The organism is Bradyrhizobium sp. Rc2d, assembly GCF_900099855.1.
Taxonomy (GTDB): domain Bacteria; phylum Pseudomonadota; class Alphaproteobacteria; order Rhizobiales; family Xanthobacteraceae; genus Bradyrhizobium.
Window position 1 is genome coordinate 99,794 of sequence record NZ_FNCU01000014.1, and the last position, 17,528, is coordinate 117,321.

Consider the following 17,528-nt stretch of genomic DNA (forward strand, 5'->3'; position numbering starts at 1 on the left):
CGGTTGCTGGTAAAATCGGCACAAAGCGCTAGGGAGAGAACGATGCGGTCTCAGGCGGTGCCTGCACATCCAGCGGCTGGCGATGTCACGTCGGCGGTGCTCGCCATCGGCCGCTCCGATTTTCCAAATGTCCTGATCGACACTCTGCGGCGGCAGGCCGATGTCGGCCATTGCATGGTGTTCGCGCTGAGCCGCGCCGGCGCTGCGCGCTGCCTGCTCGATGCCGGCAACATCCCGATCGGCGGCGATCTCGGTGCCGCCTATGCCGGACAGTTCCACGAATCCGATCCCAACCGCGACGCGCTGTTCGAACGCGAGAGCAGCGCGCCGATCATGCTGCCCGCGTTTGCGCCGCGCATGTATGGGGCGCGCTACCGGAAAATCTTCTTCCAGGATTCCGGCATCGTCGACAAATGCGCGATCGCGATCTGGGTCGATGACACTTGCTTCTACGTCAATTTCTACCGCATCGCCGCGCAGGGCCGCTTCAGTGCCGAGCAGCACCAACGGCTTGAGGCGATTGCGCCGGCGATTGCCGCAAGCGTCGCGCGCCATTTTCAGCAGACCGCAACGCCCGATCAGACACTGGCCGCGTTATTCGCGAGCTGCGCTCCGCTCGCCGCTCTCACCCCGCGCGAGCAGGAGGTCTGCAGGCACATCCTCGCAGGCTACAGCTCCGAGGCGATCTCGAAAGGACTCGGCATCAGCCTGCATTCGACCCTGACCTATCGCAAGCGCGCCTATGAGCGGCTCGGCATCTCCTCGCAGAATGAATTGTTCGGAATTGTGCTGCGCCTGCTCGCGGGGCCTCATGGCCTGAACTGAGGGGACTCTAAGTCCGAGATATCCATTTCCAAAGCGGATACGCCGAACAACGATTCGGCGTTAACCATCGCTGACGGTTCCGATCTGAGCGACATCGCTTCGAAGTTTCTTAAATTTTGCTGGGTACCTCTTCCAGGCACAGTGACCTGGGGAAAGATATGGGTAAGCGGGCGAAACGTGGAAAGGCAGAGACGCTCGCGATACCAATGGTCGCGAGAGTCGCGATTGGCGCCGTGGCCGTCGCCGTAGTGGGGTACAGTTTGCTGTCTCGCCCGACGAGCGTGCAACCGATACGAAAACCGGCCGCGCAACAAGCCCAGGCGTCGTCAACTCCGGTTTACGTGTCAACTCCAGTTCGTGCATCAGCGCCGGCTCCGGCTCCGATTCCGGCCCCGGCGCCTCTGGTCGAACCACCAAAAGCTGCTGACGGTCCCGGAGCCCTTGTTCGGCAGGTGGTTGACTACGCCAGCCATCAGACGCCGGGCACCGTGATCATCGATACCGGAAACACTTTCCTTTATTTCGTTCTGAACGACAGGCAAGCGATGCGCTACGGCATCGGTGTCGGCCGCGAAGGTTTCACATGGTCCGGTGAACAGACTGTGGCCCGTAAAGCAGAATGGCCGGATTGGCATCCGCCTGCGGAGATGGTCTCGCGTCAGCCTTATCTGCCACGGTTCATGGCAGGCGGTCCCGGCAACCCGCTCGGCGCTCGGGCGATGTATCTGGGCGAGACCGAATATCGAATTCACGGCACCAACAAGCCCGATACGATCGGGAAGCGGGTTTCGTCCGGCTGCATCCGGCTGACCAATGAGGACGTCGTGGACCTCTATGAGCGGGTGAAGGTCGGGGCGAAAGTGATCGTGCTTCCGGCGACCGCTGCCCGCCGACCATCCCAGGGAGCGCCGCTAGACGCCGCTTTCCGATCGCCGGACCGGGCATCGCCGCCGAACCGGCCCTTGGCAGCCAATGCGCAGATGCCGTCATCTGGACCGAGGATCGCCGAGGCCAGTAACTCAGTCCGTCCCTATCGCTAGGGACAGACGCCGGCCGCGGAGTTCGCTAGTCTGGCCTCAAGCACACGAGATCAGGGGGCCGTCTTGAGCACCGCGCCGCGCATCGACATCGACCCTGATACATTCTGGGCCGACCCCTATCCGATGCTCGCGAAAATGCGCAAGGAGGCGCCGATCGCCTTCGTGCCGCAGCTCGGCTCGACGCTGCTGGCGAGCCGCGACGACATCTCGATTTCCGAGAAGCAGATCGACGTGTTCTCCTCGCACCAGCCCGCGGGCCTGATGAACCGGCTGATGGGCCACAACATGATGCGCAAGGACGGCGAGGCGCATCAGGTCGAGCGCCGCGCGATGTTTCCAACGGTGTCGCCGAAGACGGTGAAGGCGCATTGGACCGCGCAGTTCCAGGCCCATGCCGACCGCATCCTCGACGCGATCGAACCCGGGCGCATCGATTTCATGCGCGACTTCGCCTTGCCGTCTCCGGCGAATGCCTGAAGTCGATCACCGGCCTCACCAATATCGGCTTTTGGGATATGGACGCGTGGTCCCAGGGTATGATCGAGGGCATCGCCAACTATGCCGGCGATCCCGCGGTCGAGGCGCGCTGCCACGCCGCGACGTCAGGCATTGATGCTGCGATCGACGATATCCTGCCGGTGATGCGCAAAAATCCCGACCAGAGCATCCTCGGCGTCCTCCTTGCCTCCGGCATGCCCATGGAAAGCGTGCGCGCCAACGTCAAGCTTGCGATATCGGGCGGCCAGAACGAGCCGCGCAAGGCCATCGCCGGCACGGTCTGGGCGTCCCGACCAGTTCGATCTCGTGCGCAGGGGCGAGGTGTCCTGGCTCCAAGCCTTCGAGGAATACGCCCGCTGGATCTCGCCGATCGGCATGTCGCCGCGCCGCATCGCAAGACCTTGGAGCATCCGCGACGTGTCATTCGAGCTCGATGAGCGCGTGTTCCTGATGTTCGGCTCGGCCAATCGCGACGAGAAGCATTTTGAGCGTGCCGACCAGTTTGACGTGAGACGAGACACGTCCAAGAGCGTTGCCTTCGGCGCCGGCCCGCATTTCTGCGCCGGCGCCTGGGCTTCCCGCGCCATGATCGCCGACGTCGCGCTGCCGACCGTGTTCGCGCGCGTCAAGCAGCTCGAGATCGCCGATGACGAGCCGGCGCGGTTCGGCGGCTGGGCCTTCCGCGGGCTGCTCAATCTGCCGTTGAGATGGCGGCATTAAGCCGCTGGTGCCTGCGTACGCGTCAGCGGGATTGTGACACGCGTCCCTCGTACGTTCGGTGTCATCGCCCGCGAAGGCGGGCGATCCAGTACGCCGCGGCGGTTGTGTGAAGCATTGACGCCTCTGGAATACTGGATTCCCCGCCTTCGCGGGGAATGACAGCGGAGGTGGTGCATGGAGCTTCGCGCCACACGGCTCCTAGTCCGCGACGATGACATAATGCCACTGTTTTGCCCGACGCGTCAAACGAATTTCGTAAAATAAGAAATCCGTGTTGAAGCAAGACCTTGGCTACTGTGCATGGGGTTGTTTTCGCACTTTCTTACCGGGTGCGTGCGATTGTCACATTCGCGTGCAGAAAAAATTCGCGCTGCATTCGCTTCCCCGATTGAAAGATTGATCATGCGCGCCGCCTCGCGCGCAGTGCTCGTATCGCTATTTCTCCGCACGTCTCGACACCTCCGATAAGTCGCACCATCATTCGAGAAACGCGAATGAAGGACGGCCGCGTGCGGCCGGGAGTGTTGAATGCAGCGTCGGGACTTTCTGAAGCTTTCCGTTGGAACTGCGGCCGCAGCGGCGTTCGCGTCCAACGCGCAAGGCGCGGTGAAGGAAATTCGTATCGGCTACCAGAAGACCGGCGTGCTGGTGATCGCGCGCCAGCAGGCCGCGCTGGAAAAACATTTCACGCCGCAAGGTATCGACGTGAAATGGATCGAGTTCTCTTCGGGCCCGCCGATGATGGAAGCCATGAATGTCGGCAGCGTCGATTTCGGCGCGGTCGGCGATTCCCCGCCGGTGTTCGCCCAGGCCGCGGGCGCCGCGATCGTCTATGCTGCGGGCCAGCCCATCACCAACGGCCAAGGCATCCTGGTGCCGAAGGATTCGCCGATCCGCTCCATCGCTGATCTCAAGGGCAAGCGTATCGGCTTCACCAAGGGCTCCAGCGCGCACAACATCGTGGTGCAGACCCTGGAGAAGGCGGGCCTCACCTATGCCGACATCACGCCGGTCTATCTGACGCCGCCGGATGCCGGGCCTGCCTTTGCCAATGGCAGCATCGAGGCCTGGGCGATCTGGGATCCTTACTTTGCGATCGGCGAGACCAAGCAGGGTGGCCGCATCCTGATCAATTCGCGTGACGTCACCAGGACCAATTCCTTCTACATCGCCAATCGCGAATTCGCGAAGAACCACGGGGCGCTCCTGCAACAGATCGTCGATGTGACGACCGCGGCGGGCAAATGGGCCGAACAGCACCGCGACGAGGTCGCCAAATCGCTCGCCGCGATCACCGGCGTCCCGTTGGACATTCAGACCGTCGCGGCCAATCGCGCGAATTTCGTGGTCGGCCCCGTCACCGACGACATCGTTGCGACCCAGCAGGGCGTTGCCGACCGCTTCTACAAGCTCGGCCTGATCCCGAAGCCGATCGTCATCCGCGACATCGTCTGGCGCAACCCGGCAGCCTGATCGTGCCGACCAGCCTTCCCATCCAAAAGGGTTTGAACATGAGGCGTATCATTCAGCGCCTGATCGCAGCCATCGTGCTGTCGATCGGCATCGTCGCCGCCGCGGTCGGCACCTCCTACGGACAGGATAAAGTGGTCCGCATCGGCTACCAGAAATACGGCAAGCTGGTGCTGCTCAAGAGCAAGGGCACGTTGGAGCCGAAGCTCGCCGCCGACGGCTACAAGGTGGTGTGGATCGAATTCCCGTCGGGTCCGCCGCTGCTCGAAGCGCTCAATGTCGGCGCGATCGACTTCGGCAACACCGGCGAAGCCCCGCCGATCTTTGCGCAGGCCGCCGGCGCGCCGATCCAGTATATCGCCTATGAGCCGCCGGCGCCGAAGGGCGAGGCGATCCTGGTGCCGAAGGACAGCGCGCTGAAATCGGTCACCGACCTCAAGGGCAAGAAGGTCGCGCTCAACAAGGGCTCCAACGTCCACTACCTCCTGGTCAAGGCGCTGGAGAAGGCGGGCGTGAGGTATTCCGAGATCGAGCCGGTGTTCCTGGCGCCGGCCGACGCGCGGGCCGCCTTCGAGCGCGGCGCGGTCGATGCCTGGGTGATCTGGGATCCGTTCCAGGCCGCGGCGGAGGCGGCCACGGGCGCGCGCACGCTCGCCGACGGCACCGGCATCGTCGCCAACTACCAGTTCTATTTCTCCTCCAAGAAATTTCTCGAAGCCAATCCGAAGATCGTCGACGCCGTGCTCGCTGAACTGAGCGCAGTCGACGATTGGGCCAAGGGCGACATCCATGCGGTGGCCGAGCAGCTGGCGCCATCGATCGGTCTGTCGGTCCCCGTGGTCGAGGTCGCGTTGAAGCGGCAGGCCTACGGCATCAAGCCGATCACCGACGCCGTCATCGCCGACCAGCAGCAGGTCGCCGACGCGTTCTTCGCGTTAGGTCTGATCCCCAAGGCAATCAAGATTTCCGACGTGGCGCGCAAACCAGGAACATGAGCAGCACGATGAGTAAGCAAGCGAACGCCAACATCCTCTGGGTCCTGCCGACCCACGGCGACGGCCGTTATCTCGGCACCGGCATCGGCGGCCGCGAGGTCAACTTCAACTATCTGCGCCAGATTGCGCAAGCTGCCGATCAGCTCGGCTATTTCGGCGTGCTGCTGCCGACCGGGCGGTCTTGCGAAGATTCCTGGATCGTCGCCTCCAGCGTCGCGCCATTCACCGAGCGGCTGCGCTATCTCGTCGCCGTCCGGCCCGGCCTGCAATCGCCGAGTGTGGCGGCGCGCATGACGGCGACGCTCGATCGCATCTCGAACGGGCGGCTTCTCGTCAATGTCGTCACCGGCGGTGATCCCGTCGAGAACAAGGGCGACGGCATCTTCCTCGGCCATGACGAGCGCTACGAGGTCACCCGCGAGTTCCTCAACGTCTACAGCGACCTGCTCGCCGGCAAGACCGTCAATGTCGAGGGCAAGCATATCCACATCGAGGGCGGCAAGCTGCTGTTTCCTCCGGTGCAGTCGCCGCGCCCACCGCTCTATTTCGGCGGCTCCTCCGATGCCGGCATCGACGTCGCCGTCGACGCGGTCGACAAATATCTGACCTGGGGCGAGCCGCCGGCGCTGGTGGCCGAGAAGATCGCGAAGGTGAGGGACGTCGCCGCTGCGCGCGGGCGAAAACTCTCCTTCGGCATCCGCCTTCACGTGATCGTCCGCGAAACCAATGAAGCCGCCTGGCGCGCCGCGAACCAGCTGATCAAGCATGTCAGCGACGACACCATCGCGCTGGCGCAGAAGAATTTTGCCCGCATGGACTCCGTCGGCCAGCAGCGCATGGCGCAGCTTCATGGTGGCAAACGCGACCAGCTCGAAATCGCGCCGAACCTGTGGGCTGGTGTCGGCCTCGTGCGCGGCGGCGCTGGCACCGCGCTCGTCGGCGACGCCCAGACCGTCGCGGCGCGCATCAGGGAGTATCAGGATCTCGGCATCGATACCTTCATCATGTCGGGCTATCCGCATCTAGAAGAAGCCTATCGCTTCGCCGAGCTGGTGTTCCCGCTGCTCGCGTTGGAGCAACCCTCGAACGTGACGAAGCTGCACTTCAACGGCGGTCCCTTCGGCGAAACGGTCGGCAGCGATTTCCGTCCGCAGCACCGGGTGTCGCAGTCATGAGCCTGATCGACAGCATTCCGCTCCCGCGCAGCATACGTTTGCCGCGGGTCGATGGCCTGATCCAGTGGATCGTGCCGCTCGCCATCATCGCGATCTGGCAGGTCGCGAGCGTCACCGGCTTCGTGCCGACGCGGGTGCTGCCGGCGCCGAGCGACGTCGTGCTCGCAGGCTGGAAGCTGCTGCTCTCCGGCGAGCTCGTTCGCAACATCTGGGTCTCATTCTGGCGTGCCTCGATCGGCTTCCTGATCGGTGGCAGCATCGGTTTCGCGTTCGGGCTCGCCAACGGCCTGTCGCAGCTCTCGGCAAAGCTCACCGACACCACGCTCCAGATGGCGCGCAACGTGCCGCATCTGGCGCTGATCCCGCTGGTCATCCTCTGGTTTGGCATCGACGAGAGTGCAAAGCTGTTCCTGGTGGCTCTGGGCGCGTTCTTCCCGATCTATCTCAACACGCTGCACGGCATCCGCACCGTCGATCCGCAGCTGATCGAGATGGGCCGCATCTACGGCATGACCGATGGCGAATTGTTTCGCCGGGTGATCTTCCCGGGCGCGCTGCCCTCGATCTTCGTCGGCATCCGCTTCGCGCTCGGAATCATGTGGCTGACGCTGATCGTCGCCGAGACCATCGCGGCCTCGTCGGGCCTCGGCTACATGGCGATGCAGGCGCGCGAGTTCATGCTGATCGACGTCGTCGTGCTCTCGATCCTGATCTATGCCCTACTCGGCAAGCTCGCCGACAGCGCCTCCCGCGTGCTGGAGCGGGCGACGCTCTCCTGGCACCCCGCCTTCCAGAAACGTTGAGCAGAAATACTGGGAATCACATGCAGACAGCGCTTCGTACCTCCCTTCCGGAAACCGAGCTCGCCAGCCGCGCCAATTTCGCGCCGCATGCCCGTGTGGTGCGCGAGGAGCGCCCGACGACTACCGCCGGCCTGCCGCTCAGCATCCGTGGCTTGCGCAAATCCTTCGGCGACAACGAGGTGCTGCGCGGCATCGATTTGCACATTCCCGCCGGCCAGTTCGTCGCCATCGTCGGCAAGAGCGGTTGCGGCAAGAGCACGCTGCTGCGCCTCATCGCCGGTCTGGAAAAAATCGACGCCGGCAGCATCAGCTTCGGCCAGGATATCCAGCCCGAGGACATCCGCGTCATGTTCCAGGAGCCGCGGCTGCTGCCCTGGGCGCGCGTGCTCGCCAATGTCGAGGTCGGCCTTGGTCGCGATCGCGCCTCCGGCGATGCGCATGCGCGCGCCGAGAAGGCGCTGACCGAAGTTGGCCTTGCCGACAAGCGCGATCAGTGGCCCTCGGTGCTGTCAGGTGGCCAGAAGCAGCGCGTCGCGCTTGGCCGCGCGCTGGTCTCCCGCCCGCGCGTGCTGGCCTTCGACGAGCCGCTCGGCGCGCTGGACGCTTTGACCCGAATCTCGATGCAACGTCTCTTGGAGCGCGTCTGGCGCGACCAGGGCTTTACCGCGATCCTGGTGACCCACGATGTCGCCGAAGCGGTCGCGCTGGCAGACCGCGTGCTGGTGATCGAGGACGGCCGGATCGCCCATGACGTCACGGTTAACGCGGCCCGGCCGCGGCAACGTGGTTCGGCCGAGCTTGCGGGCCTCGAAGGCTCGATCCTGAGCCACCTGTTATCGGCGGACGATCGTACCTAAATACAGGGAACCCCCATTTCGGGGAGCAACGCCATGAATGTAGTGCCCCGCGATCTCATGACCGAAATCCCCGTCTCGTCCGCCGATTTCCGCGGCGCCATGCGCCACCTCACCGGCGGCGTCAGCGTCATCACCGCCGGGCGGGGCAGGGACATCACCGGCATGACGGTGACCTCGGTGACCTCGCTGTCAGTCGAGCCGCCGACGCTACTGGTCAGCGTCAACAGGGACGCCTCGTCCTTTCCATTGATTCGCCGCCACAGTGCCTTCGGCGTGAACATCCTCAATGCCGACCAGCTCGATGTCGCCGAACGTTTTGCCGGCAAGGGCGGACTGAAGGGCGCCGACCGCTTTGCAGGCGCCCAATGGGTGACATCCGTCTCGGGTGTTCCGCTGCTGGTGGGCGCGCTCTCGGCGTTCGACTGCGAGGTCGAGGAGATCATCGAGCGTCACTCGCACGGCATCGTCATCGGCCGTGTCAGGGATATCAGGAGCTCGACCCGCACCGCCGCGCTGGCCTATTGGCATGGGCAATATGTGGCAGTCGACCAGGACGAAGACGCGGCCAGGCTCGCCGACGTCAGCGTTCCCGCGCGCGCTCGGCGCGGCATTTGATCGCCGCTGGCCGGCGGCACGCAGGCTGGCCTTTTTCCCGTCATCGCTCTAGAAGCGCCCTCAGCCTTCCCGCCGGAACGGCAATGGAGCCGATGGATGAAGCGCGTCGCGACCTGGGCCTTCTACGCTATCGGCGCGCTCGCGATCGCCTATCTCGCGCTCTACGCCTATGCGATGTTCAGCGGCCAGCCGATCGTGCCCGGCGACCCCATCCACATCTTCCGCAAGCCCGACGCGCCGAGTTATTCGTAGGACCTCTTAGGTCTCGTAGGGTGGGCAAAGCGAAGCGTGCCCACCACTTCTATCCAGCGAAGACAAATGGTGGGCACGGTGCAAGTGCGCCTTTGCCCATCCTACGGCACCTGCGTTCACCCCCTTAAAATCGCCAACGCCAGCGCCTGTGCGCGCGGCACGATGCTGTCGAGCTCGAGATATTCCTCCGGCGTGTGCGCGAGCCCGCCGACTGGTCCGAGGCCGCAGATAGTGGGCGTGCCCACGGCGGCGGTGAAGCCGGAATCGGCGCAGCCGCCCGAGAACTCGCCCTGGAGCGTGGTAAGGCCGACCTTTCTTGCGGCGGCCTGATAGCCTTCAAACAGCGCCTTCGACTCCGCGCTCTGCACCACCGGTACGAACTCGCCCTTGATCGTCAGCGTCGCGCTGGTGCCCGACACGTAGGGCGTCGCGACGATCTGCTCGATCGCGGCCATCACCGTCGCGCGGTCTGCGGGATCGACATAGCGCAGGTCGATCTGGCCTTCCGCGTAAGGCGCCGTGGTGTTGACGGATTGCCCGCCCGAGACCAGGCCGACATTGAGCGTGATGCCCTTGTCGAGATTGGTCAGCGCGTGGATCTGCACGATCTTGTGCGCGAGCTCGCCGATCGCGCTGACGCCGGCGGCGAAATTGGCGCCGGAATGCGCGGCTTTACCTGTGATGGCAAGATGCATGAAGATGCCGCCCTTGCGCCCAGTGACGACGTTCCCGGTGGGGCGGCCCGGCTCCGAATTGAACACGGCGCGCGCGGCGCCTCCTTCGCGCTCGATCACCGGCCTTGAGGAGGGCGAGCCGATCTCCTCGTCCGAGGTGATCAGCAGCTTGATTGGATGCGGATTGCCGCCGAATTTGTGGAAGGCGGTCGCCACGAACACGTTCATGACGAGCCCGGACTTCATGTCGGCAACGCCGGGTCCATAGGCGCGGCCATCTCGAATCGTGAGTGGACGCCGTCCGGCCTCGCCCTTGCCGAACACGGTGTCGCGATGTCCCATCAACAGCACCGGCTTCTCGTTGCTGCCGGGCTTTGCGACCTCGGCATGGATGGCGTCGCCAAACGTGCCATGGCTTTCGCGCCGGAACGGAATGCCGTGCTCGGCAAAATGCCGCTCGAACCGCGCCCCGACCGCATCGACGCCTTCCTTGTCGTAGGATCCGGAATCGATGTTCACGACATCGCGGAGCAGATCGATCATCGCCTGCCGCTGCGCCGCCAGCCAGTCCGTGATTTGAGCTTCAGACATGTTTATCCCCGTGTGGTTCTCACGGGGGTTATAGAGCCTCGCGCTGGCGCGACCTAGTCGCCGGATGCGGTGCGGCCATGCCGATGTTCAGAGCGCAAACCCTCAATGTCGTCCCGGCGAAGGCCGGGACCTATACCGCGGAATCCATCGAGAGCGTGGGGTAGCCGTACCGGACGACTAATCTTCGCCAAACCTCTCCCTGGGGTTATGGGTCCCGGCCTTCGCCGGGACGACACTGAGGGTGTGGCAATCACCACCAAACAAAATGCCCAGGCCAAGCCCGGGCATCTGCATTCTCAATCAGCGTGGCCGCCTCACGCCCCGATCGGCACGCGCGGATATTCACCTGGCGTGCCCGCGGGCGGGATCGGGATGCCGCCGTCGGCGTATTCGTTGAGCTTGTTGCGCAGCGTGCGGATCGAGATCCCTAAGATGTTGGCGGCATGGGTGCGGTTGCCGAGGCAGTGCTTCAGCGTCTCCAGGATCAGGTCGCGCTCGACATCGGCGACCGTGCGCCCCACAAGCGCGCGCGTCACCTGCTCGGCGGCCATGGTGGCATGCGCCACCGCCGGTGCAGTCTTGGCGAGGTCGAGGCGGTCGCCGTCGGGCGTGATGATCGCGTCGGCGCCGATCTCGTCGCCCTGCGCCATCAGCACGGCGCGATGCATGGTGTTTTCGAGCTCGCGAACGTTGCCCTGCCAGCGGTTGCTGGAGAGCACGCGGCGCGCTTCCGCCGAGATCGGGCGCAGCGGCACGCCGTTGGCCTCGGCATATTTCTTCACGAAGTGCTGGGCGAGCTCGAGGATGTCGGCGGGACGCTCGCGCAGCGGCGGGATCTTCAAATTCACGACGTTGAGGCGGAACAGCAGATCCTCGCGGAACCTGCCTTCGCGCACAGCTTCAGCGAGGTTGCGGTTCGAGGTCGCAATGATGCGGATGTCGACGGCGACAGGCTTGGTGCCGCCGACGCGGTCGATCACGCGCTCCTGGATGGCGCGGAGCAGCTTCGATTGCAGGCGGACGTCCATCTCCGAGATTTCGTCGAGCAGCAGCGTGCCGCCGGTCGCCTCTTCGAACTTGCCGATGCGGCGGGCGATCGCACCGGTGAAGGCGCCCTTCTCGTGGCCGAACAGCTCGGATTCCAGCAGATGCTCGGGGATCGCGGCGCAGTTGATCGAGATGAACGGACGCTTGGCGCGTGCCGATCGGGTGTGGACGTAGCGGGCCAGCACTTCCTTGCCGGTGCCGGATTCGCCGGTGATCATCACCGAGGCGTCGGAGCTCGCGATCTGTTGGGCGAGCTTGATCACCTTGGCCATCGCCTCGTCGCGATAGACCAGCTCGCGGGAATCATTGGCAACGGCAGCCAGCACCGCGGCGATCAGCTCCGGATCCGGCGGCAGCGGGATGTATTCCTTGGCGCCGGCATGGATCGCGGCGACCGCGGCGCGGGCATCGTTGGTGATGCCGCAGGCGACGATCGGGGCGTGAATGTGCTCGGCCTCCAGCCGCATCACGAGGTCGCGGATGTCGAGCGCGACGTCGACCAGCAGGAGGTCGGCACCCTTGCCGCCGCGCAAGACGCGCATCGCCTGCTCGTGATCCTCGGCATGGGTCACGGTGGCGCCGTTCTCCATCGCGATCTTGGTGGCGGTGGTGAGCTGGCCCTTCAATGTGCCAACGATGAGAAGCCGCATGTCAGTCTCCTGTCCGTCTGGTCGCGCTGCCGCGCGTCATTCCCTTTTGTGCTAACCGCGCTCGGTCTTGATGATTTCGGTCATGGTCACGCCAAGCTTGTCCTCGACCAGCACCACCTCGCCGCGGGCGACGAGACGGTTGTTGACGTAGATGTCGATGGCCTCGCCGACGCGACGGTCGAGCTCGAGCACGGTGCCGGGCCCGAGCTTCAACAGCTCACCGACATCCATCTTGGAGCGGCCGAGCACGGCCGAGACCTGCACCGGAACATCGAACACGGCTTCGAGGTCAGCAGCGACGCGCGCCGCATATTCATCCTCGTTGTAGCCGACGTCGGTGCCGGCAGGCGGCATCGGGCCGTTGAGATCGGGCAGCGGGACCTGTCCGTCGGTGTCGCTCATGGCTTAATTCCCCCTGCGGGACGCGATGTAGCGTCCGACCATGTCGTCGATCTTGGCTGCGATGGCGCCGCGCTCCAGCACGACGCCGCCATCGGCCCATTCGATCCGGCAGTCGCCGGTGGCAATCTCCGGCTCGGCCAGGATCACCAGCCGGCCTTCGAAGCCGCTCTGCTTGGCGAGCCGCTCGATCTTGTCGCGCGCAGCATCGTAGAGCGCGTCGTTGACGCGAACGACGAGATGCGGCGTCGCCACCAGATGCGAGAAGCAGTCCTTGACCAGCGCGACGATCTCGCCGAGCGGCTCGGCGGCGACCAGATCGGCGCACAGCTTGCGCGCCACCGCGACCGCGACGTCGACTGCCTCGGTCTCCATCTTGGACTCGATGTTGCCGATGCCGGAGGCGATGCCCCGGATCGCGATGTTGATCTCCTCCATGGCGAGCGCGACGCGGCGGTCGCTCTCGGCCTTGGCCTCGCGCTGGCCGGCGGCAAAGCCGTCCTGATAGGCGCGTGCCTCGGCTTCCGCGACCTTCTGGGCGATCTCGGCCGCCGTCGCGGCCCTCTCGCGCGTCGAGCGCTCGGGTGTGGCGAAGTCGGTATCGAACAGGAATTTTGCCGGAGCGCCCATCAGTACACCAGCTCGTCGTCGGCGCGGTTCTTGGTCAGCATGATCTCGCCCTTGGCGGCGAGGTCCTTGGCGAGGTTGACGAGCAGCGCCTGGGCCTCGTCGACGTCGCGCAGGCGCACCGGGCCCATCGCCGCCATGTCGTCCTGCAGCATCTTGGCCGCGCGCGAGGACATGTTGCCGAAGAAGAAGTTGCGGACGTCCTCGTTGGCGCTCTTGAGCGCGACACCGAGCTTGTCCTTGTCGACGTTGCGCATCAGGGTCTGGGCCGAGCCGGAGTCCAGCTTGACGAGGTCGTCGAAGGTGAACATCAGCGCCTTGATGCGCTCGGCCGATTCCCGGTTCTCCTCTTCCAGCGAGGTGATGAAGCGGGTCTCGGTCTGGCGGTCGAAATTGTTGAAGATTTCCGCCATCACCTCGTGGGCGTCGCGACGGCGGGTCTGCGACAGGTTGGACATGAATTCGGTGCGCAGCGTCTTCTCCACGCTCTCGATCACCTCCTTCTGCACGGCTTCCATCTTCAGCATGCGGTTGACGACGTCGAGCGCGAGCTCTTCCGGGAAGATGCCGAGCACGCGCGCGGCGTGCTCCGGCTTCAGCTTCGACAGCACCACCGCGATGGTTTGCGGATACTCGTTCTTGAGATAGTTCGCGAGCACCTCTTCCTGCACGTTGGAGAGCTTCTCCCACATGTTGCGGCCGGCGGGGCCGCGGATCTCGTCCATGATGCCGTTGACGCGCTCCGGCGGCAGGTATTGCTGGAGCAGCCGCTCGGTGGCGTCGAAATTGCCCATCAGCGCGCCCGAGGCCGACATGCGCGAGACGAATTCGAGCAGCATGTCCTCGACGGTGTCGACCTCGACGGTACCGAGCGTCGACATCTCCAGCGAGAGCTGGCGCACCTCGTCGTCGTCGAGCAGCGACCAGATCTTGCCGCCATATTGCTCGCCCAGCGCCAGCATCAGGATCGCGGCACGCTTCGGCCCGCCCAGCGCTGCGGTCTTGGCACCGCCCGCGCGGTTGCCAGCGCGCTGACCGAGCGTGGAGATCACGCTGGTGATGTCGTTGGAGTTGGCGTTTTGCAGATTGGCGGCCATGTCAGATCACTTCTTGATTCACTTGGCAAAGTTACTTGGCTTGCGTTATTTCGCGGGTTCGGTCAGCCACTGGCGGATAATGGCGACGGTTTCGTTGGGGTTGCGCTCGGCGAGCTCGCCGACGCGATGAACGGACTGGGCGTGGACCTGGCCCTGGATGGTGGCGACGTCGATGGCGCTGGCGGCGCCGCCCGGCAGCAGCGGCTGGCCGGTGGCGGGTGCGGCCTCTTCCGAAGCGGAGGGGCCCGTCAGCACGCCGGAGATGGCGGCGGCGACTTCGTCGGAGGCGAGGATGCGCTTGACCAGCGGGCGGATCACCAGGAACAGCACGACCAGGCCGAGCAGCATCATCACGCCGAGCTCGACGAAGTACATGACGTCGTCCTTGGTGAACTGGAGCATGCCGAGGAAGCCGCTGGGTTCGCCGATCGGAGCGGTGGAGGGCGCATCGGCAAAGCGGAGGTTGACGACCTCGACCTGGTCGCCGCGCTTCTGGTCGAAGCCGATCGCCGAGCGCACCAGCGCGGCGATGCGGTCGAGCTGCTCCTTGGTGCGGTCCTGATAGGCCAGCTCGCCCTTGTCGTTCTTGGAATAGATGCCGTCGACCAGCACCGCGACCGAGATGCGGTTGACCCGGCCGGCCTCGGTCACTTCGGTCTTGGTGGTGCGGGAGATCTCGTAATTGTTGGTCTCTTCGGTCTTCTTGCTCTGGTCCTTGGCCGCGACGCCGTTGTTCTGCTGGTTGCCGGGCAGCTCGTTATTGACTGTGACCTGGCCGTTGCTGTCGGCGGTCATGCTCTGCTCTTCGCGGGTCTGGCTCGAGCGCAGCACGCGGCCTTCGGGATCGAACTTGTCCGAGGTCTGGGTGACCTTGTTGAAGTCGAAATCGGCGGAGAGCTGCACGCGGGCGCGGCCCGAGCCGACCACGGAGGAGACGATGTCCTCGACCTGCTTGCGCATCCGCTTCTCGAAGGCGATGCGGCGCTCGTCGCCGACCGCCTGCTCCGGATCGGTCGCGGCGCCGTCGGCCAGCAGCTGGCCGGCTTCGTCGACGATCGAGACCCGCTGCGGCTTCAGCCCGTTGACGGCGGAGGCGACGAGGTGGCGGATGGCGCGGATCTGCTGGGCTTCCAGCGAGCCGCGGACGCGGACCACGATCGAGGCCGACGGCTCCGGCGCCTCGCGCGCGAACAGCGGGCGCTCGGGCAGCACCAGGTGGACGCGGGCGGCCTGGATGCGGTCGATGGCGCGGATGGTGCGGGCGAGCTCGCCTTCGAGCGCGCGCAGGTGATTGATGTTCTGGACGAAGGAGGTGGTGCCGAGCGCGTCCGACTTGTCGAACACCTCGTAGCCGACGCCGCCGCCCTTGGGCAGGCCGCCCTCGGCAAGCTTCATCCGCAGGCGCGTGACCTTGTCCTTGGGCACCATGATGATGGAGCCCTCGTTACGGATCTCGAACTGGATGCCCTGGCGTTCCAGGTCCTTGATGATGCCCGAGGAATCCTCGACGCTGAGGTCCGTGAACAGCGTCGTCATCTGCGGCGTGGTGACGCGCATGATGACGAACGCGAAGAAGCCGATGAGCGCGGCGGTGACCGCGATCATCGCCCCGAATCGGGCGGCCCCGATACCTTTCAGGAAGTCGACCAGACCTTGCAAGCAACCGCCCCAACAGCTTCGGCCGCTTTCACTGGAAAGGCCGAGTGGGCAATTATTGCCTAGGTGATGGTTTCGATATGGTTAACGACGGTTAAGAGGTCGGACAAAAGTTAACATCATGAAAAATCGGCCTCGCAGGGCGAGGCCGATTTTCGTCAAAAGCTGCAGATTTCCGGATCGCTTACTGGCGATATTGCTGGATGCGGGTGGTGCGAAGACCCGCCAGACCGTGCTGGTCGATGGAAAACTGCCAGGAGAGGAATTCGTCGACCGTCAGGGTATAACGACTGCAGGCCTCCTCAAGGGAGAGAAGTCCGCCACGCACAGCGGCGACGACTTCGGCCTTGCGGCGGATGACCCAGCGTTTGGTGCCGGGTGCGGGCAGATCCGCGATCGTCAACGGACTGCCGTCCGGCCCGATGACGTATTTTACCCTCGGGCGATGGGGTTCTGTCATGGCGTACTCACAAACTCTCAACCACTGAACTCACGCCGTAACCCTACGCCCCGCGGCTTAAAAATCCGCTAAGCCTAAGGCTTCAATACAATTCTCGTTGAAACTGGCTGGAACGCGCTCGTCTCGGCCGGCCGGACGGGTGCGTCCAGGCCGGTCGAGGGGGACTTCGTAAATACTTTACTAACGAACGAGGGCTGCGCGGGGTGCTGCATGGCCCTAATTGTCGTCCTGGCGAAAGCCAGGACCCATTACCCCGGGGAGTAGTTCTCACGAAGACTCGGGGTTACGTCCTCGCTTCAAAAGCGACTTTCGGTGGCTATGGGTCCTGGCTTTCGCCAGGACGACACTGAATGTGTAGCCGCACCTATCTCAATTGCTGCCGGTTGCGATGATGCTCTTGACCTGGCTCAGGGTGTAGCTGGCGCCGTCGATTGTGAGCAGCGGCGGCGACTGGGTCAGGTCGACCGATGACACCGTGCCCTGCACCTGCGCGGCGATGCCGACGGTGTTGTTCGCCACATCCTTGCCCGTGGCCGAGATCGTGTACTTGCCGTCAGGCCATTGTGTGCCGTCATTGCCCATTCCGTTCCAGGTGAAGGGGATGTCGGTGCCGGCGGCGGCGGTATATTTGCCGGTGAACACAGTCTGGCCGCTGGCGTTGGCGACGGTGATGTCGACGGTCGAGTCGGTCGGCACGTTGAGATGCCAGGTCGCCGACGATTTCGTCATCGTCGCGGTCGAGCCGTCGACCAGAGCGGTCTTGCCGACGAAGCCCAGCGCCTGGGTCGCCTGCGTGGTCTGCTGCAGGGTGACGAGCTGGGACAACGAATCATTGGTCTTGAGCTGCTGCTCGACGCCGGCGAACTGCACCAGCTGCTGGGTGAACTGGTTGGTATCGAGCGGATCCAGCGGATTCTGGTTCTGCAGCTGCGTCGTCAGCAGCGTCAGGAAGGTCTGGAAATTGCCGGCGAGCGTCGATCCCGTGGTCGAGCTCAGCGAGTTCGACGAGGAGGATTTCGGGATGTCGGTCGTGCCGGAGACAACGGAAGGTGCGGTGGCGGCATTCGTGGTGGCCAT

Annotated in this window: 17 protein-coding genes and 1 pseudogene; 10 read left to right on the plus strand and 8 right to left on the minus strand. The window is 64.5% G+C overall.

The window, feature by feature from the left end:
• The first annotated feature begins 42 nt into the window (after nucleotides 1-42).
• From BLV07_RS19010 to BLV07_RS47635, 10 genes and pseudogenes are all read left to right on the plus strand, one after another.
• On the plus strand, nucleotides 43-825 hold the full coding sequence (locus BLV07_RS19010) for a helix-turn-helix transcriptional regulator (protein ID WP_091888346.1): 783 nt from the start codon (nucleotides 43-45) through the stop codon (nucleotides 823-825).
• A 158-nt stretch (nucleotides 826-983) separates the two neighbouring features.
• Nucleotides 984-1,865, plus strand: coding sequence for a L,D-transpeptidase (locus tag BLV07_RS19015; RefSeq protein WP_176945628.1), 882 nt, complete (start codon nucleotides 984-986; stop codon nucleotides 1,863-1,865).
• Nucleotides 1,866-1,928: 63 nt separating this feature from the next.
• A pseudogene (locus BLV07_RS19020) lies at nucleotides 1,929-3,083 on the plus strand (cytochrome P450).
• Nucleotides 3,084-3,611: 528 nt separating this feature from the next.
• Nucleotides 3,612-4,556: a sulfonate ABC transporter substrate-binding protein gene (locus BLV07_RS19025; protein WP_091888350.1), complete on the plus strand. Its 945-nt coding sequence runs from the start codon at nucleotides 3,612-3,614 to the stop codon at nucleotides 4,554-4,556.
• A 38-nt stretch (nucleotides 4,557-4,594) separates the two neighbouring features.
• Complete coding sequence (locus BLV07_RS19030) at nucleotides 4,595-5,548, plus strand: sulfonate ABC transporter substrate-binding protein (RefSeq protein WP_091888488.1); 954 nt, start codon at nucleotides 4,595-4,597, stop codon at nucleotides 5,546-5,548.
• Entirely contained in the window at nucleotides 5,545-6,723 is a 1,179-nt protein-coding gene (gene ssuD / locus BLV07_RS19035; protein WP_091888352.1) for an FMNH2-dependent alkanesulfonate monooxygenase, read from the plus strand. Before BLV07_RS19030 ends, ssuD begins: the two co-directional genes overlap by 4 nt.
• Nucleotides 6,720-7,526 (plus strand): aliphatic sulfonate ABC transporter permease SsuC, encoded by an 807-nt coding sequence (ssuC, locus tag BLV07_RS19040; protein WP_091888354.1) that lies wholly within the window; start codon nucleotides 6,720-6,722, stop codon nucleotides 7,524-7,526. The genes ssuD and ssuC overlap by 4 nt, the downstream gene beginning before the upstream one ends.
• Before the next feature lie 20 nt (nucleotides 7,527-7,546).
• The gene (locus BLV07_RS19045) at nucleotides 7,547-8,383 is read left to right on the plus strand and encodes an ATP-binding cassette domain-containing protein (protein ID WP_091888356.1); all 837 of its coding nucleotides are present in this window, start codon (nucleotides 7,547-7,549) and stop codon (nucleotides 8,381-8,383) included.
• Between the two features lie 33 nt (nucleotides 8,384-8,416).
• Entirely contained in the window at nucleotides 8,417-8,998 is a 582-nt protein-coding gene (locus BLV07_RS19050) for a flavin reductase family protein (RefSeq protein ID WP_091888357.1), read from the plus strand.
• Nucleotides 8,999-9,094: 96 nt separating this feature from the next.
• Nucleotides 9,095-9,250 (plus strand): hypothetical protein, encoded by a 156-nt coding sequence (locus BLV07_RS47635; RefSeq protein WP_008131268.1) that lies wholly within the window; start codon nucleotides 9,095-9,097, stop codon nucleotides 9,248-9,250.
• Between the two features lie 116 nt (nucleotides 9,251-9,366).
• On the opposite strand, the gene BLV07_RS19055 is transcribed toward BLV07_RS47635, so the two are convergent.
• From BLV07_RS19055 to BLV07_RS19090, 8 genes are all read right to left on the minus strand, one after another.
• Nucleotides 9,367-10,515 carry a M20 family metallopeptidase gene (locus BLV07_RS19055; RefSeq protein ID WP_091888359.1) on the minus strand — a complete coding sequence of 383 codons (1,149 nt, stop codon included), beginning with the start codon at nucleotides 10,513-10,515 and terminating at the stop codon, nucleotides 9,367-9,369.
• A gap of 314 nt (nucleotides 10,516-10,829) precedes the next feature.
• The gene (gene flbD / locus BLV07_RS19060; protein ID WP_091888361.1) at nucleotides 10,830-12,212 is read right to left on the minus strand and encodes a sigma-54-dependent transcriptional regulator FlbD; all 1,383 of its coding nucleotides are present in this window, start codon (nucleotides 12,210-12,212) and stop codon (nucleotides 10,830-10,832) included.
• A gap of 51 nt (nucleotides 12,213-12,263) precedes the next feature.
• The gene (gene fliN / locus BLV07_RS19065; RefSeq protein WP_091888362.1) at nucleotides 12,264-12,614 is read right to left on the minus strand and encodes a flagellar motor switch protein FliN; all 351 of its coding nucleotides are present in this window, start codon (nucleotides 12,612-12,614) and stop codon (nucleotides 12,264-12,266) included.
• A 3-nt stretch (nucleotides 12,615-12,617) separates the two neighbouring features.
• Nucleotides 12,618-13,241 carry a FliH/SctL family protein gene (locus tag BLV07_RS19070; protein ID WP_091888364.1) on the minus strand — a complete coding sequence of 208 codons (624 nt, stop codon included), beginning with the start codon at nucleotides 13,239-13,241 and terminating at the stop codon, nucleotides 12,618-12,620.
• A complete protein-coding gene (gene fliG, locus BLV07_RS19075; RefSeq protein ID WP_091888367.1) occupies nucleotides 13,241-14,335 on the minus strand; it encodes a flagellar motor switch protein FliG in 1,095 nt (364 codons plus the stop codon). The genes BLV07_RS19070 and fliG overlap by 1 nt, the downstream gene beginning before the upstream one ends.
• A gap of 45 nt (nucleotides 14,336-14,380) precedes the next feature.
• Nucleotides 14,381-15,994: a flagellar basal-body MS-ring/collar protein FliF gene (fliF, locus tag BLV07_RS19080; RefSeq protein ID WP_091888369.1), complete on the minus strand. Its 1,614-nt coding sequence runs from the start codon at nucleotides 15,992-15,994 to the stop codon at nucleotides 14,381-14,383.
• Between the two features lie 181 nt (nucleotides 15,995-16,175).
• Nucleotides 16,176-16,451, minus strand: a complete 276-nt coding sequence (gene sciP / locus BLV07_RS19085; RefSeq protein ID WP_002714638.1) for a CtrA inhibitor SciP — start codon at nucleotides 16,449-16,451, stop codon at nucleotides 16,176-16,178.
• Between the two features lie 369 nt (nucleotides 16,452-16,820).
• Entirely contained in the window at nucleotides 16,821-17,528 is a 708-nt protein-coding gene (locus BLV07_RS19090) for a flagellar hook assembly protein FlgD (protein ID WP_091888371.1), read from the minus strand.